The 26,060-nt window shown below is 69.8% G+C and carries 23 protein-coding genes; 4 read left to right on the forward strand and 19 right to left on the reverse strand.

Translation table 11 applies throughout. From position 1 onward, the window contains the following. Positions 1 to 259: 259 nt before the first annotated feature. From OG709_RS05440 to OG709_RS05455, 4 genes are all read right to left on the reverse strand, one after another. A complete protein-coding gene (locus tag OG709_RS05440; protein ID WP_250303508.1) occupies positions 260 to 1,627 on the reverse strand; it encodes a replication-associated recombination protein A in 1,368 nt (455 codons plus the stop codon). 65 nt (positions 1,628 to 1,692) lie between these two features. Then, positions 1,693 to 2,319, reverse strand: a complete 627-nt coding sequence (locus OG709_RS05445; RefSeq protein ID WP_250303506.1) for a vitamin K epoxide reductase family protein — start codon at positions 2,317 to 2,319, stop codon at positions 1,693 to 1,695. Positions 2,320 to 2,692: 373 nt separating this feature from the next. Next, a complete protein-coding gene (gene hisS, locus OG709_RS05450; RefSeq protein WP_329165062.1) occupies positions 2,693 to 3,955 on the reverse strand; it encodes a histidine--tRNA ligase in 1,263 nt (420 codons plus the stop codon). 10 nt (positions 3,956 to 3,965) lie between these two features. Beyond that, on the reverse strand, positions 3,966 to 4,652 hold the full coding sequence (locus tag OG709_RS05455) for an MBL fold metallo-hydrolase (RefSeq protein WP_250303502.1): 687 nt from the start codon (positions 4,650 to 4,652) through the stop codon (positions 3,966 to 3,968). A gap of 135 nt (positions 4,653 to 4,787) precedes the next feature. Here OG709_RS05455 and OG709_RS05460 point away from each other — a divergent pair, with 135 nt between their 5' ends. The 3 genes from OG709_RS05460 (at position 4,788) to OG709_RS05470 (ending at position 7,680) form a co-directional block, all read left to right on the forward strand. After that, a complete protein-coding gene (locus OG709_RS05460) occupies positions 4,788 to 5,567 on the forward strand; it encodes a peptidylprolyl isomerase (protein ID WP_250303492.1) in 780 nt (259 codons plus the stop codon). A gap of 153 nt (positions 5,568 to 5,720) precedes the next feature. After that, positions 5,721 to 6,950 (forward strand): DUF349 domain-containing protein, encoded by a 1,230-nt coding sequence (locus tag OG709_RS05465; protein WP_329165068.1) that lies wholly within the window; start codon positions 5,721 to 5,723, stop codon positions 6,948 to 6,950. Positions 6,951 to 7,122: 172 nt separating this feature from the next. Continuing rightward, positions 7,123 to 7,680, forward strand: coding sequence for a MarR family winged helix-turn-helix transcriptional regulator (locus tag OG709_RS05470; RefSeq protein ID WP_250303481.1), 558 nt, complete (start codon positions 7,123 to 7,125; stop codon positions 7,678 to 7,680). A gap of 70 nt (positions 7,681 to 7,750) precedes the next feature. Here OG709_RS05470 and OG709_RS05475 read toward each other — a convergent pair whose 3' ends face one another. The 15 genes from OG709_RS05475 to pgsA all read right to left on the reverse strand — a co-directional run bounded on the left by OG709_RS05475 (position 7,751) and on the right by pgsA (position 23,370). Continuing rightward, the gene (locus OG709_RS05475; protein ID WP_266643955.1) at positions 7,751 to 10,273 is read right to left on the reverse strand and encodes a RelA/SpoT family protein; all 2,523 of its coding nucleotides are present in this window, start codon (positions 10,271 to 10,273) and stop codon (positions 7,751 to 7,753) included. Between the two features lie 160 nt (positions 10,274 to 10,433). Next, complete coding sequence (locus OG709_RS05480; RefSeq protein ID WP_266643954.1) at positions 10,434 to 10,973, reverse strand: adenine phosphoribosyltransferase; 540 nt, start codon at positions 10,971 to 10,973, stop codon at positions 10,434 to 10,436. Beyond that, the gene (gene secF, locus OG709_RS05485) at positions 10,973 to 12,082 is read right to left on the reverse strand and encodes a protein translocase subunit SecF (RefSeq protein WP_250303470.1); all 1,110 of its coding nucleotides are present in this window, start codon (positions 12,080 to 12,082) and stop codon (positions 10,973 to 10,975) included. Before secF ends, OG709_RS05480 begins: the two co-directional genes overlap by 1 nt. A 1-nt stretch (position 12,083) precedes the next feature. Further along, on the reverse strand, positions 12,084 to 13,826 hold the full coding sequence (secD, locus tag OG709_RS05490) for a protein translocase subunit SecD (protein WP_329165073.1): 1,743 nt from the start codon (positions 13,824 to 13,826) through the stop codon (positions 12,084 to 12,086). A gap of 108 nt (positions 13,827 to 13,934) precedes the next feature. Continuing rightward, positions 13,935 to 14,393 carry a preprotein translocase subunit YajC gene (yajC, locus tag OG709_RS05495; protein ID WP_250303464.1) on the reverse strand — a complete coding sequence of 153 codons (459 nt, stop codon included), beginning with the start codon at positions 14,391 to 14,393 and terminating at the stop codon, positions 13,935 to 13,937. Between the two features lie 166 nt (positions 14,394 to 14,559). Next, positions 14,560 to 15,651 carry a Holliday junction branch migration DNA helicase RuvB gene (gene ruvB / locus OG709_RS05500; protein WP_250303456.1) on the reverse strand — a complete coding sequence of 364 codons (1,092 nt, stop codon included), beginning with the start codon at positions 15,649 to 15,651 and terminating at the stop codon, positions 14,560 to 14,562. A gap of 14 nt (positions 15,652 to 15,665) precedes the next feature. Further along, positions 15,666 to 16,283, reverse strand: a complete 618-nt coding sequence (gene ruvA / locus OG709_RS05505) for a Holliday junction branch migration protein RuvA (protein ID WP_266643947.1) — start codon at positions 16,281 to 16,283, stop codon at positions 15,666 to 15,668. Then, a complete protein-coding gene (gene ruvC, locus OG709_RS05510) occupies positions 16,280 to 16,813 on the reverse strand; it encodes a crossover junction endodeoxyribonuclease RuvC (RefSeq protein WP_250303443.1) in 534 nt (177 codons plus the stop codon). The genes ruvA and ruvC overlap by 4 nt, the downstream gene beginning before the upstream one ends. Before the next feature lie 628 nt (positions 16,814 to 17,441). Beyond that, the gene (locus OG709_RS05515) at positions 17,442 to 18,194 is read right to left on the reverse strand and encodes a YebC/PmpR family DNA-binding transcriptional regulator (protein ID WP_250303441.1); all 753 of its coding nucleotides are present in this window, start codon (positions 18,192 to 18,194) and stop codon (positions 17,442 to 17,444) included. Between the two features lie 62 nt (positions 18,195 to 18,256). Then, entirely contained in the window at positions 18,257 to 18,847 is a 591-nt protein-coding gene (pdxT, locus tag OG709_RS05520) for a pyridoxal 5'-phosphate synthase glutaminase subunit PdxT (RefSeq protein WP_250303439.1), read from the reverse strand. Further along, the gene (pdxS, locus tag OG709_RS05525) at positions 18,847 to 19,770 is read right to left on the reverse strand and encodes a pyridoxal 5'-phosphate synthase lyase subunit PdxS (RefSeq protein ID WP_266643943.1); all 924 of its coding nucleotides are present in this window, start codon (positions 19,768 to 19,770) and stop codon (positions 18,847 to 18,849) included. The genes pdxT and pdxS overlap by 1 nt, the downstream gene beginning before the upstream one ends. A gap of 184 nt (positions 19,771 to 19,954) precedes the next feature. Further along, on the reverse strand, positions 19,955 to 20,503 hold the full coding sequence (locus OG709_RS05530; RefSeq protein ID WP_250303437.1) for a hypothetical protein: 549 nt from the start codon (positions 20,501 to 20,503) through the stop codon (positions 19,955 to 19,957). Positions 20,504 to 20,642: 139 nt separating this feature from the next. After that, the gene (locus OG709_RS05535; RefSeq protein WP_329165081.1) at positions 20,643 to 21,803 is read right to left on the reverse strand and encodes a glycosyltransferase family 4 protein; all 1,161 of its coding nucleotides are present in this window, start codon (positions 21,801 to 21,803) and stop codon (positions 20,643 to 20,645) included. Next, positions 21,800 to 22,702, reverse strand: a complete 903-nt coding sequence (locus OG709_RS05540) for a phosphatidylinositol mannoside acyltransferase (protein ID WP_266643939.1) — start codon at positions 22,700 to 22,702, stop codon at positions 21,800 to 21,802. The genes OG709_RS05535 and OG709_RS05540 overlap by 4 nt, the downstream gene beginning before the upstream one ends. Then, complete coding sequence (gene pgsA, locus OG709_RS05545; protein ID WP_250303430.1) at positions 22,699 to 23,370, reverse strand: phosphatidylinositol phosphate synthase; 672 nt, start codon at positions 23,368 to 23,370, stop codon at positions 22,699 to 22,701. Before pgsA ends, OG709_RS05540 begins: the two co-directional genes overlap by 4 nt. Before the next feature lie 275 nt (positions 23,371 to 23,645). Here pgsA and OG709_RS05550 point away from each other — a divergent pair, with 275 nt between their 5' ends. Then, entirely contained in the window at positions 23,646 to 25,862 is a 2,217-nt protein-coding gene (locus OG709_RS05550; protein ID WP_329165083.1) for an elongation factor G-like protein EF-G2, read from the forward strand. Positions 25,863 to 26,060 lie beyond the last annotated feature (198 nt).

A 26,060-nucleotide genomic window follows, 5' to 3' on the forward strand; every position in this document is an offset into this window, starting at 1 on the left:
TACGTCTCGTCCGGGGAACACCAATCACCTCACGGACAACACAAAGAAGGCCGACGCTCTGGGCGTCGACACGACGGAGGTCCGATCAGATCGTGGTCAGCCGCGTCCCAGCGGACTTGAAAATCGCGCGGATGCCGTCAGCAGCCGAGCGCACACGAACTCATCTACAGAGTACCTGCTCCGCGACACTGCTCGTCACCAGGGCTGCCACCGGGGCGGAAGGACACCAGGACCTGTCCGGTACGGCGCGACTGCCGGGTCACTGACGGCCTTCGGCGCCTTCCCCGGCCAGTCGCCCGCGCACCTTCTCGACCACGTCCGCGTAGCGCGCCTCCGCGCCGTAGCGGGTGGGCTCGTAGTAGTGCTTCCCGTGGACGGCGTCCGGAGCGTACTGCTGGGCGGCGATGGCGCCCGGCACATCGTGCGGGTAGACATAGCCCTGGGCATGGCCGAGCTTGGCCGCGCCCTGGTAGTGCCCGTCGCGTATGTGTGGCGGGACCGGACCGACCAGACCGGCGCGGACATCCGCACGGGCGGCGGTGATCGCCGTCGTGGCGGCGTTCGACTTGGGCGCGAGCGCCAGGGCGATGGTGGCGTGGCTGAGGGTGAGCGCGGCCTCGGGGAATCCGATCATCGCGACGGCCTGGGCGGCGGCGACCGCGGTCGGCAGCGCGGTGGGATCGGCCAGGCCGATGTCCTCACTGGCGGAGATCATCAGCCGTCGGGCGATGAACCGCGGGTCCTCCCCCGCCTCGATCATGCGGGCCAGATAGTGCAGTGCGGCGTCCACGTCCGAGCCGCGGATCGACTTGATGAGGGCGCTCGCCACGTCGTAGTGCTGATCGCCGTCGCGGTCGTACTTCACCGCGGCGCGGTCGACCGTCTCCTCCACGGTTTCGAGGCTGATCTCGGTCTCGGACTTGGCCATGGCCGCGCCCGCCGCCGCTTCCAGCGCGGTGAGCGCACGGCGCGCGTCCCCGCCCGAGATCCGCAGCAGGTGCGCCTCGGCCTCCTTCTGCAGCGTGACCGCCGCACCGAGTCCGCGCTCCTCCGTCAGCGCCCGGTGCAGCAGCGAGCGCAGGTCCTCGTCGGTGAGCGACTCCAGGGTGAGGAGCAGGGACCGCGAGAGGAGCGGCGAGATGATCGAGAAGTACGGATTCTCGGTGGTCGCGGCGATCAGGGTGACCCAGCGGTTCTCCACCGCGGGGAGCAGCGAGTCCTGCTGGGCCTTGCTGAAGCGGTGGATCTCGTCGAGGAAGAGGACGGTCTCCTTGCCGTACCCACCGGAGGCGCGGCGCGCGCCGTCGATGACCGTGCGCACTTCCTTGACACCGGCGGTGATCGCGGAGAGCTCCACGAAGCGCTTCTGCGTGGCCTGGCTGACGACATAGGCGAGCGTCGTCTTGCCGATCCCCGGCGGCCCCCAGAGCAGTACCGAGGACGGTCCGGCGGGGCCACCGCCGGACTCACCGACCAGCCGCCTCAGCGGCGATCCCCGCTTCAGCAGGTGCTGCTGACCGACGACCTCGTCGAGCGTGCGCGGGCGCATCCGTACGGCGAGGGGGCTGCTGGACGGGTCCTTCTCCTGGCGCTCTTCGGCCGCGGCGGTGAACAGATCGGGTTCCACACGGAAAACCCTATGTCACCCCACTGACAACGCCTCCGGGGCGGCTGCGCCCCCGGCCCGGCGGCTCAGTGCGCCCCGGTCCAGAAGTCCCACCAGCGCGTCAGGATCAGCATGCCGATGATGCCGATGTGCAGGACGGGGAGCACCCAGGTGAACTCGCCGAAGAAGCTCCGCAGCCAGCCCGGGGCGGGGAGCAGGCCGTGCCGGATGTTGTGGGACGTGACGTACCAGAACGCGGTGATCGTGCCCACCCAGGCCAGGCAGCACCAGAGGCAGAGCGAGTTGATGTCGTACAGCGACTGGTACTGGAGCCAGGTGACGAAGCCGACACCGAAGAGGCAGCCCGCGTTGAACGTCAGCCAGTACCAGCGGCTGTAGCGCCCACCGGCGATCAGGCTCATCCCGACGCCGATCACCACGGCGTACGTGGCCAGGCCGAGCATCGGGTTGGGGAACCCGAACACCGAAGCCTGTGCGCTCTTCATCACGTTCCCGCAGGACACCACGGGGTTGAGACTGCACCCGGGTGTGAAGTTCGGGTTCTTGAGCAGCTTGAACTCGTCGAGGGTGATGACCCATGCCGCGAGTAGTCCGGCGGCGCCGGCGATCACCAGCAACCAGCCGAAGGCACGGCTCGCGCCGATCTTGCTGTCCTGCTGCACGGACACGTCGTCAACCACTGTCGTCGTCATAGTGCCGATCCATCGCTCCGGTGGCCTGCTGGGCAGCATCATTGTGCCGTACCGCGCGGGGTGTGCACCGTTCGGTGCACATAAGGATGCGCCTCCGGCCGTCCCCGGCAGGGCGGGCAGGCATCCAGCGGCGGGAATGCTCCCGGGCCGCCGACCCGGTGAGGCGCACGAAGTCTCCGTACCGGGCGCCGATCCGGCCGCCGGGGACCGTACCCGGCGATCACGCGTCGGAATTCGTCAGGCAGGGCGAATCCGCACCCGTCGGGTTGACGACCCCGGGTCGAATGCCCGATTTCTCCGGTTAGTACCCGAAGTTGCGGCCCGGACGGAAGGCTTCCGTCCGGGCCGCGTCGGCTTCGTTCGCCGGCCGGTCTCAGCCGAGCCGGGACCGGACCGCCTCGACGACGCCGTCCAGCGGCACCGCCTGCTGCTCACCGGATTCCATGTCCTTGAGCTGGACGTTGCCCTCGGACAGGTCCCGCTCCCCGGCGACGACGGTGAAGCGGGCTCCGCTGCGGTTGGCCGACTTCATCGCCCCCTTGAGGCCGCGACCGCCGAACGCGAAGTCCGCCGCGACGCCGGCCCTGCGCAGCTCGGTGACCACGCCGAAGAGCACCCGTCGGGCCTCCTCGCCGAGCGGCACGGCGAACACGCTGGTCGTGACGGGCAGTTGGAGCTCGATGCCCTCGGCCTCCAGGGCCAGGACCGTACGGTCCACGCCGAGCGCCCAGCCCACCGACGGCAGCGCGGGGCCGCCGATCATCTCGGACAGCCCGTCGTAGCGACCGCCGCCGCCCACCGCGGACTGCGAACCGAGCCCGTCGTGGACGAACTCGAAGGTCGTGCGGGTGTAGTAGTCGAGACCTCGGACCAGTTTCTCGTCGTCCTCGAACGCCACTCCCGCCGCGCCGAGCAGCGCGCGCACCTCCTCGTGGTACGCCTTGCAGGCGTCGCACAGGAAGTCCCGGAGGACCGGTGCGCCGACGAGCTGCTTCTGGACGTCGGCCCGCTTGTCGTCGAGCACCCGCAGCGGGTTGATCTCGGCCCGCCGCTGCGTGTCCTCGTCCAGGTCGAGCCCGCGCAGGAATCCCTGGAGCGCCTCGCGGTAGACCGGGCGGCACTCCTTGTCGCCCAGGGAGTTGAGCAGGATCCGGAACTCCCGCAGCCCCAGCGAGCGGTACGCCTGGTCGGCCAGGATGATCATCTCGGCGTCCAGCACCGGGTCCTCCGCACCGATCGCCTCGGCGCCGACCTGGGAGAAGTGCCGGTAGCGACCCTTCTGCGGGCGCTCGTAGCGGTAGTACGAGCCGGAGTACCAGAGCTTCACCGGCAGGTTCCCGGCCTTGTGGAGGTTGGCCTCCAGCGCCGCGCGCAGTACGGACGCGGTGCCTTCGGGGCGCAGCGCGAGCTTGTCGCCGCCGCGCGTCTCGAAGGCGTACATCTCCTTGGACACGATGTCGGTGGACTCGCCGACACCGCGTGAGAAGAGGGCGACGTCCTCGAACCCGGGGGTCTCGACGTAGCCGTAGCCCGAGTTCTTCAGCGGCGCCGCAAGCGCCTCACGTACCGCGAGGAAGGTCGCGGAGGAGGGGGGAAGAAGGTCGTACGTGCCCTTGGGGGCCTGGAAAGTACTCACGGAAAAGTCGTCACATTCCTCGTCGGGGAGCGGCCGGTCCCCGCAGGTACGGGTTGGTGGCGCGCTCACGGCCGATGGTCGTCTGCTCGTTGTGGCCGGGCAGCACCACGGTCGAGTCGTCGAGCGGCAGGCACACACGGGCCAGCGACTCGAGTATCTCGGCGTGGTCGCCGCCGGGCATGTCGGTGCGTCCGATGGAGCCGGCGAAGAGCAGGTCGCCCGAGAAGAGGATCTGCGGAATGTCTTCCGCCTCGGGCAGCCTGAACGTCACCGACCCCTTGGTATGGCCGGGCGCATGAGCGACGGAGAACTCCAGACCGGCGAGGTTCAGCTCGGCGCCGTCGGCCAGTTCCTTGACGTCGTCCGGCTCCCCCACGGTCAGCTCCCCCATCACCGGCATGCCGATGGTCCGGCCGATGCCCTTCTCGGGGTCGCTCATCATGAAGCGGTCGGCGGGGTGGATCCACGCGGGTACGTCGTGTGCTCCGCAGACCGGGACCACCGATGCCACATGGTCGATATGGCCATGGGTGAGAACGACCGCCACGGGCTTGAGCCGATGTTTCCTGAGCGCGTCCTCGACGCCCTGGGCCGCTCGGTGGCCCGGGTCGATGATCACGCACTCCTCGCCTGCTGCGGGGGCGACCAGATAGCAGTTGGTGCCCCAGGCCCCGGCGGGGAACCCGGCAATGAGCACGATCGTCCTTAATGTCGGTGGAGCGGGGGATTCCAGCAGATCAGAGCCTACCGGCGCCACTCATCACACAGCGAACCCATATACGGTACGGCCTAACCCGGACAGGTATACGACACGTACGAGGGAGAACACCCGGTGGTCAGCAGCGATCAGCGGCGGCGGCAGCTCGCCAGAGAAAAGTTCGAGCGTCAGCAGGAGCGCCGCATCTCGGCCCGGCGCAAGGCCCGCCGCCGCAACACGGTGATCGCCTCGGCCGTTGCCGTGGTGGTCGTGGCCGGCGCAGTCGCCTACGGGGCGGGAGCCTTCAAGAGCGACGACAGCAAGCCCAGCGCCGACAAGGCGGCGGCATCCCCCTCGGCGAGCAGCAGTGCTCCGCCCGAGCCCGCGATGACGATCGACAAGAAGGCCAAGTACACCTTCTCGCTCAAGACGAACCAGGGCCCGATCTCTCTGGTCATGGACGCGGCGAAGACCCCGCACACGGTCAACTCCTTCAAGGCGCTGGCCGACAAGGGCTTCTTCGACGGAACGAAGTGCCACCGGCTCACCACGAAGGGCATCTACGTCCTGCAGTGCGGTGACCCCAAGGGCGACGGTTCGGGCGGTCCCGGGTACACCATCCCGGACGAGAACCTGACAGGTCTCGGCAAGGCGGGCAGCGACGGCACGGTGACCTACCCGGCGGGTTCGGTGGCAATGGCCAACACCGGTCAGGCACACACCGGCGGCAGCCAGTTCTTCCTCGTCTACAAGGACAGCAAACTGCCTCCGACGTACACCCCGTTCGGGACGATGGACGCCGCAGGGCTGAAGACGGTCAAGGACGTCGCCAAGGCCGGAGTTACCGGCGGGGGGCAGGACGGAGCGCCCAAGAAGGCGGTCACTCTCTCGAAGGCCACCGTCACCAAGTCCTGAGCCTGCGATATTCGGATGGGCCGGATGCGGACAGCCACCCTGCCGTTCGCCTATGTTGGCGGAGTGCGGGGCGCTTGAAGCCCGGCCGAAGAAACTGTGGACGATGCCCGGGGGCCCACAAGTCCCCGCAGGCATCATGTGGATGGAGGCGCTGTGAGCAGCGACCCGTGGGGCCGTGTCGACGAGACGGGCACCGTATACGTGCGTACTGCCGATGGTGAGAAGGTCGCCGGTTCCTGGCAGGCAGGCTCGCCCGAGGAGGCCCTGGCCTACTTCGAGCGCAAGTACGAGGGCCTGGTCGTCGAGATCGGCCTCCTCGAACGCCGGGTGAAGACCACCGACTTGTCGGCCAAGGACGCCCAGACCGCCATCGATCACCTGCTCGGGCAGGTGGACGAGCATCACGCCGTCGGCGATCTCGACGCCCTGCGGGTGCGCCTGGACGGGCTGGTCTCGACGGTCGACGCGCGCCGTGAGGAGCGCAAGGTCAAGAAGGCCAAGCAGACCGACGAGGCGAAGCACGCCAAGGAGGCTCTGGTCGTCGAGGCCGAGGAACTGGCACAGAGCGACCAGTGGCGGTCCGCCGGTGAGCGGCTGCGGGCACTGGTGGACATCTGGAAGGGCCTGCCCCGGCTCGACCGGAAGTCCGACGACGAGCTGTGGCACCGCTTCTCGCACGCCCGGTCGGCTTTCTCCAAGCGGCGCAAGGCGCACTTCGCGTCGCTGGACGCGCAGCGTGAGGACGCCCGTAAGACCAAGGAGAAGCTGGTCGCCGAGGCCGAGTCCCTCTCCGGCTCGACGGACTGGGGGACGACCGCCGCCCGGTACCGCGACCTGATGACCGAGTGGAAGTCCGCCGGGCGTGCCCAGCGGGAGTCCGAGGACGACCTGTGGAATCGCTTCCGCGGCGCCCAGGACGTCTTCTTCGCCGCGCGTGCGGAGGTCTTCGCCGAGCGGGACGCGGAGCAGACCGAGAACCTCAAGCTGAAGGAGGATCTCGCGGTCGAGGCCGAGAAGCTGCTCCCGGTGCGGGACCTCAAGGCGGCCAGGGCTGCGTTCCGTGGTCTGAACGAGCGCTGGGAAGCGATCGGGCACGTACCGCGTGACGCCCGCCCGAAGGTCGAGGGCCGGATGCAGACGGTGGAGCGGGCGCTGCAGGAGGCCGAGGAGTCCGAGTGGCGCCGCACCAACCCGGAGGCGCGTGCGCGTGCCGCGGGTCTGACGGGCCAGCTCCAGGGCGCTGTCGACAAGCTGCGCAAGCAGATCGACACGGCGCGTGCAGCGGGCAACAACGCCAAGGCCGACAAGCTCGCCCGTGAGCTGGAAGGCCGGCAGGCGCTGCTCGACCAGGCGCTGAAGGGCCTGGAGGAGTTCGGCGGCTGACACCCGCGCGGTCCCGGGACCGGCAGATCGGAAGGGAAGGGCCCACCGTTCGACGGTGGGCCCTTCCCTTTGCCGTAGGACACCGCGAAGTTGCTGCGGGCCACCACGAGCGCGTGATCGGGCTGACGAAGCCGTCTGCGCCGGAAGTGCGGGATGAGGCAGGATGATCGCCATGGCTCAGCAGTCGCACGACGCCCCGGACGCCCCCGTGGGCGATCCCCTGGACGACCTGGTGCGGGCGGTCACCTCGCTCTCGTACGCGATGGGCCGCAGCAGGGTCCATGACCGGCTCACGGCGGCCGTGGGGGTCAAGATCGAACGCCCGGAGATCGCGCTGCTGCGCGTGCTGTGCGACGCCCCCGGACCGCTGCGGGTGACCGATGTCGCGGAGCGGCTGCTCGTACGGACCCCGCACGTCACCCGGCAGGCGGCCGGGCTGGAGCAGGACGGTCTGATCCGGCGCGCTCCGGACCCCAGTGATCAACGAGCACAGCTGCTGGAGCTTTCCGATCTCGGGCGAACCGTGGTGCTCCGGCTGAACGAGGGCGTACGGCGTATCTTCCGCGAGGTGCTCGCCGAGGTGCGCGACGACGAGATCCGCAGCGCCGCGCGGATCATCGAGGCGCTGGTCGCCGATTCGGCCGCGCGGCTGGCCTCGGAACCGGACGACGTCCCGGGCGGTAGCGGTATCGGCATCCTGGCCGGAAACGGGGAGCAGCCCTCCGCGTGAGTGCGCGAAGGGCTGCTGCCGCCGGGCTCTGCGGGCCTGGAGCGGCCGGTCAGGCTCTGCGGGCGGCCGGTCAGGGCCTGCGGGCCGAGGTCACCCGGTAGACGTCGTAGACACCCTCCACGCCCCGTACCGCCTTCAGGACGTGACCGAGGTGCTTCGGATCGCCCATCTCGAAGGTGAACCGTGAGGTGGCCACCCGGTCGCGGGACGTCTGGACGGCGGCCGAGAGGATGTTGACGTGCTGGTCGGACAGGACGCGGGTGACGTCCGAGAGCAGCCGGGAGCGGTCCAGCGCCTCCACCTGGATGGCGACCAGGAAGACCGAGGACTGGGTGGGTGCCCACTCGACCTCCAGGATCCGTTCCGGCTGCTGGGACAGCGAGTCCACGTTGACGCAGTCCGCACGGTGCACCGAGACACCGCTGCCCCGGGTGACGAACCCGATGATGGGGTCGCCCGGGACGGGCGTGCAGCACCGGGCGAGCTTCACCCAGACGTCGTCGACCCCCTTGACCACCACACCGGGGTCGGCGTTCGCACGGCGCTTGCTGCGGCCGTGGGACGGCGGTGCGCTCTCGGCGATGTCCTCGTTGGCCGCCTCCTCGCCGCCGAGTGCCTGCACCAGCTTCTGCACGACGCCCTGCGCCGCCACATGCCCCTCGCCGATCGCCGCGTACAGCGAGGAGATGTCCGGGTAGCGCATCTCGTGCGCCAGCGTGACCAGGGAGTCGCCGGTGAGGATGCGCTGGATGGGCAGGTTCTGCTTGCGCATGGCCCGCGCGATGGCGTCCTTGCCCTGCTCGATCGCCTCGTCGCGGCGCTCCTTGGAGAACCAGGCGCGGATCTTGTTGCGCGCCCGCGGTGACTTGACGAAGCCCAGCCAGTCGCGCGAGGGTCCGGCCCCGGCGGCCTTGGAGGTGAAGACCTCGACCAGGTCGCCGTTGTCGAGGGTCGATTCGAGCGGGACGAGCCGCCCGTTGACCCGTGCGCCTATCGTGCGGTGGCCGACCTCCGTGTGGACCGCGTAGGCGAAGTCGACCGGGGTCGCGCCTGCGGGGAGCGCGATGACATCGCCCTTGGGGGTGAAGACGAAGACCTCGTTGCGCGAGAGGTCGAAGCGCAGCGACTCCAGGAACTCGCTGGGGTCCTCGGTCTCCTTCTGCCAGTCCAGCAGCTGCCGCAGCCAGGCCATGTCGTTGACGGTGTCCTGCCGCGAGCCCTTGCCGGGACTCCGGGGAGCGTCGGTGCGCACCTTGGAGGCGCCGGCGACGGCCTCCTGCTTGTACTTCCAGTGCGCGGCGATGCCGTACTCGGCGCGGCGGTGCATGTCGAACGTGCGGATCTGGAGCTCGACGGGCTTCCCGCTGGGACCGATCACCGTGGTGTGCAGCGACTGGTACATGTTGAACTTGGGCATCGCGATGTAGTCCTTGAACCGTCCGGGTACCGGATTCCACCGGGCGTGGACGGTGCCGAGCGCCGCGTAGCAGTCGCGGACGGTGTCGACGAGGATGCGGATGCCCACCAGGTCGTAGATCTCGGCGAAGTCCCGGCCCCGCACGATCATCTTCTGGTAGACGCTGTAGTAGTGCTTCGGCCGGCCGGTGACGGTGGCCTTGATGCGGGCGGCGCGCAGGTCGGACTGGACCTCGTCGGTCACTATGGCGAGGTACTCGTCGCGCTTGGGCGCGCGTTCGGCGACCAGCCGCACGATCTCGTCGTACATCTTGGGGTAGAGGATCGCGAAGGCGAGGTCCTCCAGCTCCCACTTGATGGTGTTCATGCCCAGCCGGTGGGCCAGCGGCGCGTAGATCTCCAGGGTCTCGCGGGCCTTCTTCTCCTGCTTCTCCCGCTTCAGGTACCGCATGGTGCGCATGTTGTGCAGCCGGTCGGCGAGCTTGATGACCAGGACGCGCGGGTCCTTGGCCATGGCGACGACCATCTTGCGTACGGTCTCGGCCTGCGCGGCCTCGCCGAACTTGACCTTGTCGAGTTTGGTGACGCCGTCGACGAGCAGCGCGACCTGGTCGCCGAAGTCCCGGCGCAGGGTGTCCAGGCCGTACTCGGTGTCCTCGACGGTGTCGTGCAGCAGACCCGCCATCAGAGTGGCCGGGTCCATGCCCAGCTCGGCGAGGATCGTGGTGACGGCGAGCGGGTGCGTGATGTACGGGTCGCCGCTCTTGCGCTTCTGCCCGCGGTGCCAGCGCTCGGCGACCTGGTAGGCGCGCTCGATCTGCCGCAGTGTCGAGGACTCGATCTTGGGGTCGTTGCCCCGGACGGCCCGCAGCAGCGGTTCGAGAACCGGGTTGTACGGCGAGGAGCGCTGCACGCCCAGCCGGGCGAGCCTGGCCCTGACCCGGTTCGAGGAACCGCCGGACCGCGTCGTGGACCCCTGGGTGGCCGGCCGGGCCGTGGCCCCCTGCGGGGCGGGTTTGGGCGTCGTCAGCGGCGCCGCGCCGCCGGGGCGCACCACGGGAGCGTCGGACTTCGGCTGCTCCGCAGGAAGCTTCTCGGGCGTCACTGGGTCCGCCACGGCCTTCTTGTCCTGCTTTTCTGGCTGCGCGGCGGCTGCGGACTGGGCCTCGTCTGGCAAGGGCACTCCTTGTGCGGGTCCGGGTCCCCCGGTCAGGTCCGGAAAGGCCATGGTATCGATCCCCGGCGATCCGCTCGCCCTGGGCCGGTGCCGGGACCGTACGCGAAAGGCGGGCACCCGGTGGTTCCAGGGTGCCCGCCTCCGTGGAGCGGTGTACGGATCAGACGGTGATCAGTGCGTCCAGCGGGGCTCCGCGCAGCGCGGGCTCCAGCCGGGCCCGCCCGTCGAGGAAGCCGAGCTCCATCAGTACGGCGACGCCCGTGACCTGGGCGCCCGCCCGGCGGATCAGCTCCAGTGAGGCTTCGGCCGTGCCGCCGGTGGCGAGGACGTCGTCGATGACCATGACCCGGTCGTCGGCGCCGAGGTCCTCGGCGTGCAGCTCGATCTCGGCGCTCCCGTACTCCAGGTCGTAGCGCTGCGAGAGCGTCGCTCCCGGAAGTTTGCCCGCCTTGCGGACCGGGATGAAGCCCAGACCGGCCCGGATCGCGACCGGGGCGGCCAGGATGAACCCGCGCGCCTCCAGGCCGACGATCTTGGTGGCGCCGTGCCGCAGGCACAGTTCCGCGAGGGCGTCGGTCAGGGCGGTGAAGGCTTCCGGGTCGGCGAGCAGCGGTGTGATGTCCTTGAACACCACACCCGGCTTCGGATAGTCCTGGACGTCCCGGATCCGGCTGAGCAGCAGCTCCCGTACGTCGGTCATCAGTGCTTCCCCGGGGTACGGCCGCGGCCGCGGGTGCCGGACGGGCGCGGGCCCACGAGGGAGGCCGCACCGTCACCGGCGAGCGCCTCCTGCGGGTCGCCGCCGTCGGACATGTCGTCGTCGGACTCGCCCCTCGCGGCGGCGGAGGCCCGCTTGGCGAGCACCCGCTTCTTGAGGGCCTTCATCGCCGGGTCGCGTTCCTTGAGGTCGGCGACGAGCGGAGTGGCGATGAAGATCGAGGAGTACGCACCGGCTGCGAGGCCGACGAACAGGGCCAGCGAGATGTCGTTGAGCATCCCCGCGCCCAGGAAGCCACCGCCGATGAAGAGCAGTCCGGCGACCGGGAGCAGTGCGACGACCGTGGTGTTGATGGACCGCACCAGGGTGCCGTTGAGGCTGCGGTTGGCGATCTCGCTGTAGGTGAAGCGGGTCTGCTTCTTGAGGTCCTTGGACGCTTCCTTGAGACCGTCGAAGACGACGACGGTGTCGTAGAGCGAGTATCCGAGGATGGTCAGCAGACCGATCACGGTGCCCTGGGTGACCTCGAACCCGACGAGCGCGTACACACCGACCGTGATGGTGAGGTCGTGGATCAGGGCGACCAGGGCGGCGATGGCCATCCGCCATTCGAAGGCGATGGCCAGATAGATCACCACCAGGACCATGAAGATCGCCAGGCCTTGCCAGGCCTTAGCGGCGATCGTCTCACCCCAGCTGGGACCGACCACATCGGCGGCGATCTTGTCGACCGGGAGCTTCAGTTCCTTGGCGAGCGAGCCGTGGATCTTGTCGGCCGTGCCCGTGTCGATACCGGAGACCTGGATCCGCAGACCGCCGTTGCCGAGCTTCTGGACGGTCGCGTCGTGACCGGAGATCTTCTCCGCCGCGTCCTGGGCGTGCGTCACGGAGACGCTGGTGCTCTGGGTGGTGGTGAAGACCGCACCGCCCTGGAACTCGATGCCCAGGTTCAGACCGCGCACCGCCAGGCCGACGATGGCCGTGATGGTGATCAGGATCGAGATCCCGTACCAGATCTTCCGCTTGGCCACGAAGTCGTAGCCGACCTCGCCGCGGTAGAGCCGGGCGCCCATGCTGCCGAGTCGCGACATCTCACGCCTCCTTCGAGTCGGTGGAAGCGGAGGAGGAAACAGAAGCGGACACGGTACTGCGGGAGCGGCGTAGCGGAGGTTTGGCCCCCAGTCGCTTCGGATCGAGGCCGGACCAGGGGTGGCCGCTCGCGAAGAACTTCTTGCGGGCCAGCAGCGTCATCACCGGCTTGGTGAACAGGAACACCACAGCGACGTCGAGCAGCGTGGTCAAGCCGAGGGTGAAGGCGAAGCCCTGGACCTTGCCGACCGTCACGATGTACAGCACGGCGGCGGCCAGGAACGACACGAAGTCGGAGACCAGGATGGTGCGCCGGGCACGCGGCCAGGCGCGCTCGACGGCCGGCCGGAGTGTGCGGCCCTCCCGGATCTCGTCGCGGATCCGTTCGAAGTAGACGATGAACGAGTCCGCGGTGATACCGATCGCAACGATCGCACCACACACCGCGGGCAGGTTGAGGGCGAAGCCGATGCCCTTGCCGAGCAGTGCCATGAGTGTGTAGGTCAGGATCGCGGAGACCAGCAGGCTGAGGATCGCGATGAACGCGAGACCGCGGTAGTACGCGATCAGGTAGACGATGACCAGCGCCAGGCCGATGGCACCGGCGATGAGGCCCGCCTGGAGCTGCTCGCCACCGAGCGCCGCCGTCACGGTCGTGACCGTCTCCTCCTTGAAGGAGAGCGGAAGCGCGCCGTAGGAGAGCACGTTGGCGAGGTCCTGGGCGGACTGCTGGGTGAAGCTGCCGGAGATCTCGGCGCTGCCGCTGAGCGTAGAGCTGACGCTGGGGGCCGACACGACCTGCCCGTCCAGCGCGATCGCGAACTGGTTCTGCGGGGACTGCTGCTGCGAGAGCTTGCTGGTGATCGTCTGGAACTTCTTCGAGCCCTTGCCCGTGAAGTCCATCTGGACGATCCACTGGCCGCGCTGCTGGTCGATGACGGCCTTCGCGCCGTCGACGTCGGTGCCGTCCACGGCGGCCGGGCCGAGGATGTACTTCGCGTCACCCTGGTCGCTGCAGGCCACGGTCGGGTCGGTGGGCTTGACGTTTTCGCCGCCGGCCTTCGCGCGGCCCGCCTTGGTGGTGCAGTCGAGCGCCGCGAACTGCTTCTCCAGCTTGGCGGCGGCTGCGGTGTCGGCGGCCGACGGGGTGGGCGTGGCCTGCGGAGCGGCCGGGGTGGAGGCGGACGGGGTGGGCCCGGCCTTGAGCGCGTCGGTGACCGCACGGCCCTGGGGAGTCGCCGTCGAGGACGGAGTGGCCTTCGAGCCCGTCTTGTCCTTGGCGGTCGATGACGCCTTCGGCGAGGGAGTGGCAGAGGGCTTGGTCGACGTCGGTGTCCCCGCGGCGACCGTCACCACCGGCCGGAAGTACAGCTGGGCGGTGGTACCGACCTGCTGCCTGGCCTGCTTCTCGTTCGTCCCCTTGGGGATGTTGACGATGATGTGGTCTTTGCCCTGGGTCTGGACCTCGGCCTCCGAGACACCGAGTCCGTTGACCCGGCGCTCGATGATGCTGACCGCCGTGTCCATGTTCTTCTGGTTGATCGCGTTGGGCTTGCCGGGCTGGCTCTGGGCCTTGAGCGTGATGCTCGTACCGCCGGCGAGGTCGATACCGAGACGCGGCGTGACCTGCTTCGACCAGAACATCCCGCCGACGAGCGCAACCATGGCGATCAGGATCAGGGCCAGGGAACGCCCGGGCTTGCCCTGAGCTCCCGTCTGCCTTCGGCCCTTGTTGGGTGCTGCCACCTTGTCGATTCTCCCTGTCCTACCGCCCGCGCCGGGTATGCGCTGTGGGCGGCCACGAAGTGATGTGGGGACCTGCTCCGCTGAACCAGTGCACGGTCCCCGGACGTGCTACTTCGTTTCGCCCTCGCCATCAGCCTTGTCGTCGGACTTGACGTCGGGCTTGACGTCGGCCGCGTCGTCCTCGGCGGCATCGTCCGACGCCTCGTGCTTGCCGAGGTCGACCTTCTCGTCCGCGGACTCGTCGAGCCCGGTCAGCGAGGAGGCGTCGTCGGGAACGACGGGGGTGTCACCGTGGACGATGCGGTTGTACTCCTCGTCCTCGAGGACGGCTCCGATCGCGTTCTTGCCGTAGACGGCGTGGACGCCGGGCGCGATCTCCAGGAGGACCGAGTCGTCGTGGATCTCCTTGACGGTGGCGTACATGCCCCCGATCGTCCGGACGCCGGTGCCGGGCTGCATCTCATTACGCATCGATGCGGCCGCCTGCTGCTTGCGCTTGGCAGACCGGGTCATCAGGAACATGGCCCCGATGAGCACGATGAAGGGGAGGAGGGTCACGAGACTCACGGGAGGGAACTTCCTTCGCACGACCGCGCTGGATCGCGGCCTGATCTTCGGGGGCGGGGCATGCCGACCTGGAAGGGCGGCATCGGCGGAGTCTAGGCGAGTCCGCATCATTGGAACAACGCCCAGCATGGCACCGGGGTTCCGCTGCGGGCACCCCCGCACACAGTCACGCCCCGAACAGGCCCGCTTGTCCCTTTCCTACGGAATTGCCCGCAGTACCCTGTGGTGGCACCAGCCCGAGGTGCGCCCAGGCCGCAGGCGTGGCAACACGGCCCCGAGGGGTGCGGGCGAGCAGTCCTTCGCGTACGAGGAAGGGTTCAGCGACCTCCTCGACCGTCTCGCGCTCCTCCCCGACGGCGACGGCGAGTGTGGAAAGTCCCACAGGCCCGCCCCCGAACAGTTTGAGCAGGGCCTGGAGTACCGCCCGGTCGAGACGGTCCAGCCCCCTGGCGTCAACCTCGTACACCGCGAGGGCCGCGCCTGCCACCTCCCGGGTGATCACTCCGTCAGTCTTGACCTGGGCGTAGTCGCGGACGCGGCGCAGCAGCCGGTTGGCGATACGCGGGGTGCCCCGGGAGCGTCCGGCGATCTCCGCCGCGCCCTTCTCGTCGATCTCGACGTCCAGCAGACGCGCGGAGCGGTGGATGACCCGTTCCAGCTCGGCGGGTTCGTAGAACTCCATGTGTCCGGTGAAGCCGAAGCGGTCGCGCAGCGGGGGCGGCAGCAGTCCGGCCCTGGTGGTGGCGCCGACGAGGGTGAAGGGCGGCAGCTCCAGCGGGATGGCGGTGGCTCCCGGGCCCTTGCCGACGATGACGTCGACCCGGAAGTCCTCCATCGCCATGTAGAGCATTTCCTCGGCGGGCCTGGACATCCGGTGGATCTCGTCGAGGAAGAGCACCTCGCCCTCCTGGAGGGACGAGAGGATCGCGGCGAGATCTCCCGCGTGCTGGATCGCGGGGCCCGATGTGATGCGGATCGGGGCGCCCATCTCGGCTGCGATGATCATCGAAAGAGTGGTCTTCCCGAGGCCGGGAGCGCCGGAGAGCAGGACGTGGTCGGCGGTCGCACCACGCTGCCTGGCCGCCCGGAGGACGAGGTCGAGCTGCTGTCTGACCTTTTCCTGGCCCACGAACTCTTCGAGATCCTTGGGACGGAGCGCGGCTTCGACCGCCTGATCCTCGCCGTCGGCGGAGGCACCCACCAGACGGTCTTCGGCATCGGGAGCGGACTCGTCCCACTCGTTCTGAGGCGGCAGCATGGCGGGTCTCTCGATCAGCGGGCGCGGTTGAGGGTCTGCAGGGCGGCCTTGAGGAGCACGCCGACCTGGGGCTCGGCGGTGGCCTCGGCCTGCGGTGTGACGGCGGCGACGGCGTCCTCGGCATCGCGGGGCGCGTAACCGAGGCCGACCAGCGCCGCGTGCAGTTGCTCGCTCCAGGGCGCGGGGCCGGGGGCCGAGCGCTGCGCGGCGAGGTGCGCGCCGGTGCCGAGGGGGGCGCCGAGACGGTCCTTGAGCTCCAGGAGCAGCTTCTGCGCGCCCTTCTTGCCGATGCCGGGCACGGCGGTCAGGGACTTCTCGTCGCCGGTGGAGACCGCGAGCCGCAGGGCGTCGGGCGAGTGCACGGCGAGCATGGCCTGCGCGAGCCGGGGGCCGACGCCGCTCGCGGTCTGGAGGAGCTCGAAGACCTGGCGTTCGTCGTCGTCGGCGAAGCCGTAGAGCGTGAGCGAGTCCTCCCGGACGACGAGGGAGGTGGCGAGCTTCGCCTGCTGGCCGATACGCAGGGCGGAGAGCGTGTTCGGTGTGCACTGGACGGCCATGCCGACACCGCCGACCTCCAGGACGGCGGTGGTCGGGGCCAGAGCGGCCACCGGGCCGGAAACGAAAGCGATCATGCGGTACGGCCTTTCAGCGTGCGGTGAGCGGCTACGGCCTGCTGGAGCCGGTTCTGGGCGGGGGCCCGCCAGATGTGACAGATGGCGAGGGCGAGGGCGTCCGCGGCGTCGGCGGGTTTCGGTGGTGCGTCGAGCCGCAGCAGCCGGGTCACCATCGCCCCGACCTGGGCCTTGTCGGCCCGTCCACTGCCGGAGACGGCCGCCTTGACCTCGCTGGGCGTGTGCAGGGCGACGGGGATGCCGCGGCGGGACGCGCAGAGCATCGCGACCGCGCTGGCCTGTGCGGTGCCCATGACCGTACGGACGTTGTGCTGGCTGAACACTCTCTCCACCGCTACGACCTCGGGACGGTACTCGTCCAGCCACCGTTCCACGCCGCGCTCGATCTCCACCAGCCGGGCGCCGAGATCGGCGTCGGCGGGTGTCCGGACAACGCCCACACCCAGCATCTTCAGGGGGCGGCCAGCGACGCCGTCGACCACGCCGACGCCACATCTGGTCAGCCCCGGATCCACGCCAAGCACCCGCACCGCGCTCCACCCCACCGTCGTCGTCAGCCTGTTGTCGCAGGTTAGCGGCTGCCTCCGACATCGCCCGCCCTGCGACCCCGTACCGGAAACCACGGGGCCGCAGATTCCCGTCACCTGCGGCCCGCGAACAAGAAAGAGACACCGAAAGTCAGCCCGGAAAACTCGACCGCTGGAAATTCAATAATTTCACCGGGCACCGAACGCGTAACAATCACAGCAATGTGATCGGGGACTAATGCGCACCATTGCCGAGGCGGCCGTAGCGGCCTCCGTCACCGTCGCCGGGACAGGACCCGCAGCACCTACCCGGACAACGGCCATACAACCGATGGGAAAGCACACCGGTAGGAGCGGATGCTTCAACTGGTCGTGGGGCGACGGCGTCTCGACGACCACCGTTTACTGCCACAACGTCTGCAATCACTCGGCGGCCATTGGCATCTGGTGGCACGAAGGCACGGTGGACTCCATGCGTTCGGCCACCGTCGAGTCAGGCGGCAAGGGCCACATAGGGCACGCCGGCTCCGTCAAGAGCATCGAGGGATAAAAACCTGGAGGGGTTCGTCCGGGCTACTCCGGACGAACCCCTCCAGCGTGTACTGCATTCCGCAGAAACCGTCAAAGGCGGTCAGGCGTCAAGGCTCTCCATGACCTCGTCCGAGACGTCGAAGTTGGCGAAGACGTTCTGCACGTCGTCGCTGTCCTCCAGCGCGTCGATCAGCTTGAAGATCTTGCGCGCGCCCTCTTCATCCAGCTCGACCTGCATGGTCGGCATGAAGTTGGCCTCGGCCGAGTCGTAGTCGATACCGGCCTCCTGGAGCGCGGTGCGGACCGCGACCATGTCGGTGGCCTCACTGACGACCTCGTACGACTCACCCAGGTCGTTGACCTCCTCGGCGCCCGCCTCCAGGACCGCGCCGAGGACGTCGTCCTCGGCGAGGACGCCCTTGGGGACCATGACGACCCCCTTGCGGTTGAAGAGGTACGAGACGGAACCCGGGTCGGCCATCGAGCCGCCGTTGCGGGTCATCGCGACCCGGACGTCGGACGCGGCACGGTTGCGGTTGTCGGTGAGGCACTCGATGAGCACCGCGACACCGTTGGGGCCGTATCCCTCGTACATGATCGTCTGGTAGTCGACGCCGCCCGCCTCAAGACCACCGCCGCGCTTGACCGCGGAGTCGATGTTCTTGTTGGGGACGGAACTCTTCTTCGCCTTCTGGATGGCATCGACGAGCGTCGGGTTGCCTTCCGGATCGACGCCACCGGTCCGGGCGGCAACCTCGATGTTCTTGATCAGCTTCGCGAAGAGCTTGCCGCGCTTGGCATCAACCACGGCCTTCTTGTGCTTCGTCGTAGCCCATTTAGAGTGGCCGGACATCTGCCTGTCTCCTTCGCGTAACCGTTTCCTGGACGAACGCGAGAGATCCTACCGGGCGCCGGTCACCGGGCGTCGCGCACCATGTCCGTGAAGTACTGGTGCAGCCGGTGGTCCCCGGTCAGTTCCGGGTGGAACGACGTCGCCAGCGCACGGCCCTGGCGCACCGCGACGATGTGCCCGCCGTGCTCCGCGAGCACCTGGACCCCGGCGCCGACCGACTCCACCCAGGGGGCCCGGATGAAGACGCCCTCGACGGGACCGCCGTCGATCTCGGGTATTGCGACGGCGGCCTCGAAGGACTCGTTCTGACGCCCGAACGCGTTGCGCCTGACGATCATGTCGATCCCGCCGAAGGTCTCCTGGCCCGAGCGGGGGTCGAGGATCTTGTCGGCGAGCATGATCAGGCCCGCACAGGTGCCGTACACCGGCAGCCCTGACCCGATGCGCTCGCGCAGCGGCTCCAGCATGCCGAAGAGACCGGCCAGTTTGGACATGGTGGTGGACTCACCACCCGGGATGACCAGGCCGTCGAGGTCCGCGAGCTCCTCGGGGCGCCGGACCGGCCTGGCCTGGGCGTCTGCCACGGCCAGGGCGGTCAGGTGTTCCCGTACGTCGCCCTGGAGGGCGAGGACACCGATGAGCGGGGTCGTCATCACCAGCCCCGGTTCGCGTAGCGCTCGGTCTCGGGGAGGGTGTCGCAGTTGATGCCGACCATGGCCTCACCGAGGTTGCGGGACGCGTCCGCGATGACCTTCGGGTCGTCGTAGAAGGTGGTGGCCTTCACGATGGCGGCGGCACGCTTGGCCGGGTCGCCGGACTTGAAGATGCCGGAGCCGACGAAGACGCCCTCGGCGCCGAGCTGGCGCATCAGCGCGGCGTCGGCCGGGGTGGCCACACCACCGGCGGAGAAGAGGACCACGGGCAGCTTGCCGAGCTCGGCGACCTCCTTGACCAGCTCGTAGGGGGCGCGCAGGTCCTTCGCCGCGGCGTACAGCTCGTTGTTGTCGTAGCCGCGCAGCCGGGCGATCTCGTTCTTGATCTGGCGGAGGTGGCGGACGGCCTCGACGACGTTTCCGGTGCCGGCCTCGCCCTTGGAGCGGATCATGGCCGCGCCCTCGGCGATCCGGCGCAGCGCCTCACCGAGGTTGGTGGCACCGCAGACGAACGGGGTGGTGAAGGCGAACTTGTCGCTGTGGTTGACCTCGTCGGCCGGGGTGAGGACCTCGGACTCGTCGATGTAGTCCACACCCAGCGACTGGAGCACCTGGGCCTCGACGAAGTGGCCGATCCGCGACTTGGCCATGACGGGGATGGAGACGGCCCCGATGATCTCCTCGATCATGTTGGGGTCGGACATCCGGGCCACGCCGCCGTCCTTGCGGATGTCCGCGGGCACCCGCTCCAGCGCCATGACGGCGACGGCGCCCGCGTCCTCGGCGATCTTCGCCTGCTCGGCGTCGACCACGTCCATGATCACGCCGCCCTTGAGCTGCTCGGCCATGCCTCGCTTGACGCGGGCGGTACCGGTCGCCGGGGTTGCGGCGGTCTGGGAAGTGGTGGGAAGCGTGCTGGACACGGGTGACCTCGCTCAGGGGGAAGAGGGTTCTTGCACCTCTGAGAAAACTCCTGCGGACCAGTCCACTGCAAGGGCCAATGAGTAGCCGGTGGATCGTTCTCGCCGCGGTGCGGCCTGTCGGTACCGCTCCGCTCGTGCGTTCCTTGCCGGACACCCCGGGCCGGCGAGGACCGCCCCGACCGGCCTACGTCCCGGGCCGGTCGGCCAGCGCCACCGGCGGAGCGTCGTCCATCTCGAACGCCAGCGGGAACGGCGCGTGTCCGGCCAGCCGGAACCAGCGGACCTTGCGATGGGTACGCAGGGCGCGCGCCGCCCGGACCGCGTCGTTGTGGAAGCGCCTGGCCATCGGCACCCGCCGCACGGCCGCGGCCAGTTCGTCGGCCGCCTCCTCGCCGCCCGGCGCCGACCGTACGGCCTCGACCTGGGCCGTCTCGCCGAACACGGCCCGCAGCGCCTGGCTGAGGTCGCTCTCGGCCACCTCGCGGTGCTCCTCCTCGGACTGCCGGGCGGCGTGCGCGGCCTGGTAGAGCACGATCGAGGCCGCCGGGTCGAGAACACCGGAGGTGGCCAGCTCCTGGGTGACCGAGGCGCGGCGCAGCAGCTGGGCGTCGAGGGCGGCCCGCGCGGCGTCGATGCGCGCGTGCAGCCGGTCGAGCCGTCCGGCGGTCCAGCTCAGGTACATGCCGACCGCGATGAACGCGATGACGATCCAGATGATGAGGGTTACGGTCACGGGCGGAAAGGCTACCGGGCCGCGGTGGCCCGGACGCCGGGCGAGACGACCGCAGGCTCCCGGGCCCCGGCTCCCGGCTCCCGGCCGACGGCGTACGCGGCGCTGTCAGGCACCACGTCCCGCGCCGTCGTGCGCCCCGTCAGTCGCGGGCGAGGCCGAACCGCGCCCGCAGGCTGACCCGTTCATCGGTGTCGACCGAGGCCGCGCCGTCCGTCACCGTCTCGTACACCGCCAGGATGTCCGCGCCGACCGTGGACCAGTCGAAGCGGCGGACGTGCGTACTGCCCCGCCTGCGCAGCTCTTCCCGGCGTGATTCGTCGCCCAGCAGCCGTACGGCGGCCGCGGCCAGCGCTTCCGCGTCCTCGTTGGCGAACAGCTCGCCCGCCGCGCCCTGGTCGAGGACCTGGGCGAAGGCGTCGAGGTCGCTCGCCAGCACGGGCGCTCCGGCCGACATCGCCTCGACGAGGATGATCCCGAAACTCTCCCCGCCGGTGTTCGGCGCGACATAGACGTCGACGCTCCGCAGCAGCCGTGCCTTGTCCTCGTCGCTGATCATGCCGAGGAATTCGACGCGCTCGCGCATCTCCTCCGGCAGGGTGGCCACCGCTTCCTTCTCGTCGCCGCGCCCCGCGACGAGCAGCCGGGTGTCCGGACGCTCGGCGAGGATCCCGGGCAGCGCCCGCATGAGCACCGGCAGCCCCTTGCGCGGCTCGTCGATCCGGCCGATGAAGCCGATGGTGCCGCCCTGCCATTCGGGCCTGGGTTCGGCACGGTCGAAGAATCCGACGTCGACCCCGTTGGGGATGACGACCGCGTCGCCGCCCAGGTGCTCGACCAGGGTCCTGCGCGCGTACTCGCTCACCGCGATCCGCGCGCTGATCTTCTCCAGCGCGGGTTGCAGGATCGGGTACGCGGCGATCATCGCCCGCGAGCGCGGGTTGGACGTGTGGAAGGTGGCGACGATCGGCCCCTGTGCGGCCCAGCAGGTGAGCAGGCCCAGCGACGGCGAGGTGGGTTCGTGGATGTGGATCACGTCGAAGGTGCCGTCGTGCAGCCAGCGCCTGACCCGCGCGGCGGAGAGGAAGCCGAAGTTGAGCCGGGCGACCGAACCGTTGTACGGCACGGGCACGGCCCGCCCCGCGGACACCACGTACGGCGGCAGCGGGGTCTCGTCGTCCGCCGGGGCCAGAACGGACACCTGGTGGCCGAGGCCGATCAGGTGCTCCGCGAGGTCCCTGATGTGGAACTGGACCCCGCCGGGCACGTCCCAGGAGTACGGGCAGACGATGCCGATCTTCACGAGGGCTCCTGACGGCGCTCTAGGTCGGCGAGCCAGAGGCGCTGCAGCATGTGCCAGTCCTCCGGGTGCTCGGCGATTCCGGTGGCGAAGGCATCAGCCAGCGCCTGTGCCATCACGGACGTCTTTTCGGGGCGGGTACCTGTCTCCGGCACCTCGACGGGCGGATGGACCCGGCCCCGCATCACCGGCGAATCGTCGTACCAGAGCGTCACCGGCAGCAGCAGCGCGCCCGTCTGCTGGGCCAGCAGCGCCGGACCGGCCGGCATCCGGGTGGCCTCGCCGAAGAACGTCACCTCGACGCCCGACGCGGACAGGTCGCGGTCGGCGACCAGACAGACCAGCCCGCCGTCCCGCAGCCGCCGCGCCAGGGTGCCGAAGGCCGAGCCGCCGGTGTGCGGCAGGACCTCCATGCCGAGTCCCTCGCGGTAGGCGACGAACCGGTCGTAGAGCGTCTCGGGCTTGAGCCGTTCGGCGACCGTGGTGAACGGCACCGCCAGCTCGGTGGTGACCCAGGCGCCCGCGAGGTCGTAGTTCCCCATGTGGGGCAGCGCCAGGACGACGCCCTTCCCCGCCGCGAGCCCGTCGGTCAGGTGGTGGACGTCCTGGACGTCGAAACCGGTCCGCACCCGCTGCTCGCTCCACGCGGGCAGCCGGAACGACTCCATCCAGTACCGCATGTACGAGCGCATCCCGGCCCGGGACAGTTCGGCGAGCCGCTCGGGCCCCGCGTCGGGCACCACGCGCGCCAGGTTCGACTCCAGTCGCAGCACGCTCTTGCCGCGCCGCCGCCAGGCGAAGTCAGCGATCCGGCGGCCGAGGCGGGTGGCTACCGGTTCGGGCAGCTTCTTGACCGCGCCCCAGCCGAGTCCGTACAGGGCGTCCGTCAGCCGTTCCCTCATACCGACTCGCTGCCCCGGGCAGCGGCTTCGGCCGCCGCGGCATCGGCCTCGGCGGACTCCCTGCGTACGGTCACGACCCGCTGCACCAGGGTGATCAGGCTGCCCGCGGCCACGATCCACAGGGCGATCGGCAGCAGGATCTGGATGCCGGGCACCCCGAACTTGTGCAGCCCGGCGAGACCGGCGGCGACGAGGGAGATGACCAGCCGCTCGGCCCGTTCGATCAGGCCGTTCACCGCGACCGGGAGCCCGATGGACTCGCCGCGGGCCTTGGTGTACGAGACCACCTGGCCGCTGGCCAGGCAGAAGAGGGCGACGGCGCAGAGCATGTTGTTGTCGCCGGTGCCCGCGTACCAGAGCGCGAACCCGGAGAAGATCGCTCCGTCCGCGACCCGGTCGAGGGTCGAGTCGAGGAATGCGCCCCAGCGGCTCGAAATCCCGGCCTGGCGCGCCATGTTTCCGTCGACGAGGTCGGAGAAGACGAAGAGGGTGATGACGATCGTGCCCCAGAAGAATTCTCCCCGGGGGAAAAAGACCAGTGCACCCGCCATCACTCCGGCCGTGCCGATCAGAGTCACCGCGTCGGGGCTGATCCCGATGCGGAGCAGGAACGAGGCGAACGGCGTGAGGACACGCGTGAAGAATGCACGCGCGTACTTGTTCAGCATGGCCTTCCCGAGGGGTCGGTGGGCCGTGCGGCCCCGTTGGCCACCGGCTGGCCCATCGTAGCCAGGACCGCGGACCTCCACCGCCGGGCCCTCTTCCGCACGGGCCCCCGGACACCGCGGGAGGCGCACGTATGGACGCACGGTGAGCGGAGTGGAAAGCTCGAATGACCGCGGGCGTCACCGTTGCCGCCGCGCACTGCGGCTCGTCCTGCCCGCGTCCCGACCCACCGTGCAACCGTGCAACGTCCCTCGTTCCGGACCGGGAGGCACACATCATGGGCGACAAGGCGAGCGCACATCCCGGGGCCGCCGGCCGGGCGACCACGGCCGGCCACCCCACGTCCGTACGGAACGTGGTGCTGGTCGGCCACAGCGGATCGGGCAAGACCACCCTGGTCGAAGCCCTGGCACTGACCGCGGGGGCGGTCAACCGGGCCGGACGCGTCGAGGACGGCCAGACGGTCTCCGACCACGACGAGATCGAGCACCGCCAGCAGCGGTCGGTGCAGCTCTCGCTGGTTCCCGTCGAATGGGACGGCGTCAAGATCAATCTGCTCGACACCCCCGGGTACGCCGACTTCGTGGGTGAGCTGCGGGCCGGGCTGCGGGCGGCGGACGCGGCCCTCTTCGTCGTGTCGGCCGCCCAGGACGCCGGGAACATCGCCGGTGCGACCCGGGCGGTGTGGGAGGAGTGCGCGGCCGTCGGGATGCCGCGGGCCATCGTCGTCACGCATCTGGACACGGCCCGCACCGACTACGCCGAGCTGACGCGGGTGTGCGGCCGGGTGCTCGGCGACGACGACCCCGACGCCGTACTCCCCCTGTATCTGCCGCTGTACGGGCCGCAGGGGCCCGACGGGCACGCCCCGGTGACCGGGCTGGCCGGGCTGCTCACCCGGCGCCTGTTCGACTACGCGTCGGGAGCGCGTACGGAGTCCCGGCCCGGCGACGACCGGCTGCCGTTGATCGAGACGGCCCGCAACCGGCTGATCGAGGGGATCATCGCGGAGAGCGAGGACGAAACCCTCATGGACCGCTATCTCGGCGGCGAGGAGATCGACGTCAAGACGCTCATCGGCGACCTGGAGCGGGCGGTCGCCCGCGGTGTCTTCCACCCGGTGCTCGCTGCGGCGCCGGCTGCGGACGGGGCCGGGCAGGGGCTCGGCACGGTCGAACTGCTCGACCTCGTCACCCGCGGATTTCCCACCCCGCCGGAACGCGAGGCCCCCGCGGTGACCACCCCGGACGGCGCCCCGCGTCCCGCGGTCGGCTGCGATCCCCGGGGGCCGCTGGTCGCCGAGGTGATCAGGACGGCGTCCGATCCGTACGTGGGCCGGGTCAGCCTGGTGCGGGTCTTCTCCGGCACGCTCCGCCCCGACGAGACGGTGCACGTCTCGGGCCACGGTGCGTCCGGCCGTGACCAGGGGGACCGCGAGGACCACGACGTCGACGAGCGGGTGGGCGCCCTCTCCGTCCCGTTCGGCAGGCACCAGCACCCGGTGCGTGAGTGCATCGCGGGGGATCTCGTCTGTGTGGCCAGGCTGACCCGCGCCGAGACCGGTGACACCCTGTCGGCGAAGGACGACCCGCTCGTGATGGAGCCCTGGGTCATGCCGGACCCGCTGCTTCCGCTTGCCGTCGCCGCGCACGGCAAGGCGGACGAGGACAAGCTCTCGCAGGGGCTGGCCCGGCTGGTCGCCGAGGACCCGACCATGCGCCTGGAACAGAATCCGGACACCCGTCAGCTGGTGCTGTGGTGTCTGGGAGAGGCCCAGCGGGAGGTGGCGCTGGAGCGGCTGCAGAGCCGGTACGGGGTCCGGGTGGACGCCGTGCCGTACCGGGTGTCCCTGCGGGAGACCTTCGGCGAGCGGGCCGTCGGGCGCGGCAGGCACGTCAAGCAGTCCGGGGGCCACGGCCAGTTCGCGATCTGCGAGATCGAGGTCGACCCGCTGCCGCCCGGGGCGGGGATCGAGTTCGTCGACGAGGTGGTGGGCGGCTCGGTTCCGCGCCCGTTCATCCCCTCCGTGGAGAAGGGGGTGCGCGCCCAGGCCGCGCGGGGTGTCGTGGCGGGCCATCCGCTCGTGGACATCCGTATCACCCTGCGGGACGGCAAGGCCCACTCCGTGGACTCCTCGGACGCGGCTTTTCAGACAGCGGGCGCACTGGCCCTGCGGGAGGCGGCGCGGGAGGCCGTGATCCATCTGCTGGAGCCGGTGGTCACGGTGCGGGTGCTGGTCCCTGACGACTTCGTGGGCCCGGTGATGAGCGATCTGTCCGGACGGCGCGGCCGGGTGGTCGGCACCGAGCAGGCGGCCCCCGGACGCACGCTGGTACGGGCCGAGGTGCCCGAGATCGAGATCGGGCGGTACGCGGTCGACCTGCGGTCCCTCTCGCACGGCGCCGGGCAGTTCAGCCGGTCGTACGCCCGGCACGAACCGATGCCGCAGCGGGTCGCCGACCGGATGCGCGAACAGTCGCAGAACGGCTTGTAGTTGACGGTGACAGGCACTCAATCACCTTGCGGTGGTGGGTATTCCGTTGTCCCATGACGGACGGGGAGCGTCCCCGATACGCTGTGGTCCCAGCTCAGCAGGTGTACCGGGCCCACCAGGTGGACAGGGTCCGGGAGGTGTGCGGGGCCCGGCAGTGGGGAACAGCCGCAGCAGCGGTTGCGTGCGGCGATGGGGGCA

It is taken from the genome of Streptomyces sp. NBC_01267, from assembly GCF_036241575.1.
In the GTDB taxonomy this organism is placed as follows: Bacteria; Actinomycetota; Actinomycetes; order Streptomycetales; family Streptomycetaceae; genus Streptomyces.

What these genes read in the sequence shown, in the direction of transcription:
- OG709_RS05445 (WP_250303506.1), bottom strand. Translation starts at nt 2,319, where the DNA reads ATGACGACGACAGTGGTTGACGACGTGTCCGTGCAGCAGGACAGCAAG.
- OG709_RS05540 (WP_266643939.1), bottom strand. Translation starts at nt 22,702, where the DNA reads ATGAGGGAACGGCTGACGGACGCCCTGTACGGACTCGGCTGGGGCGCG.
- OG709_RS05470 (WP_250303481.1), top strand. Translation starts at nt 7,123, where the DNA reads ATGGCTCAGCAGTCGCACGACGCCCCGGACGCCCCCGTGGGCGATCCC.
- ruvB (WP_250303456.1), bottom strand. Translation starts at nt 15,651, where the DNA reads ATGCTGCCGCCTCAGAACGAGTGGGACGAGTCCGCTCCCGATGCCGAA.
- pdxT (WP_250303439.1), bottom strand. Translation starts at nt 18,847, where the DNA reads ATGACGACCCCGCTCATCGGTGTCCTCGCCCTCCAGGGCGACGTACGG.
- OG709_RS05480 (WP_266643954.1), bottom strand. Translation starts at nt 10,973, where the DNA reads ATGACCGACGTACGGGAGCTGCTGCTCAGCCGGATCCGGGACGTCCAG.
- ruvA (WP_266643947.1), bottom strand. Translation starts at nt 16,283, where the DNA reads ATGATCGCTTTCGTTTCCGGCCCGGTGGCCGCTCTGGCCCCGACCACC.
- pgsA (WP_250303430.1), bottom strand. Translation starts at nt 23,370, where the DNA reads ATGCTGAACAAGTACGCGCGTGCATTCTTCACGCGTGTCCTCACGCCG.
- OG709_RS05550 (WP_329165083.1), top strand. Translation starts at nt 23,646, where the DNA reads ATGGGCGACAAGGCGAGCGCACATCCCGGGGCCGCCGGCCGGGCGACC.
- OG709_RS05515 (WP_250303441.1), bottom strand. Translation starts at nt 18,194, where the DNA reads ATGTCCGGCCACTCTAAATGGGCTACGACGAAGCACAAGAAGGCCGTG.
- secF (WP_250303470.1), bottom strand. Translation starts at nt 12,082, where the DNA reads ATGTCGCGACTCGGCAGCATGGGCGCCCGGCTCTACCGCGGCGAGGTC.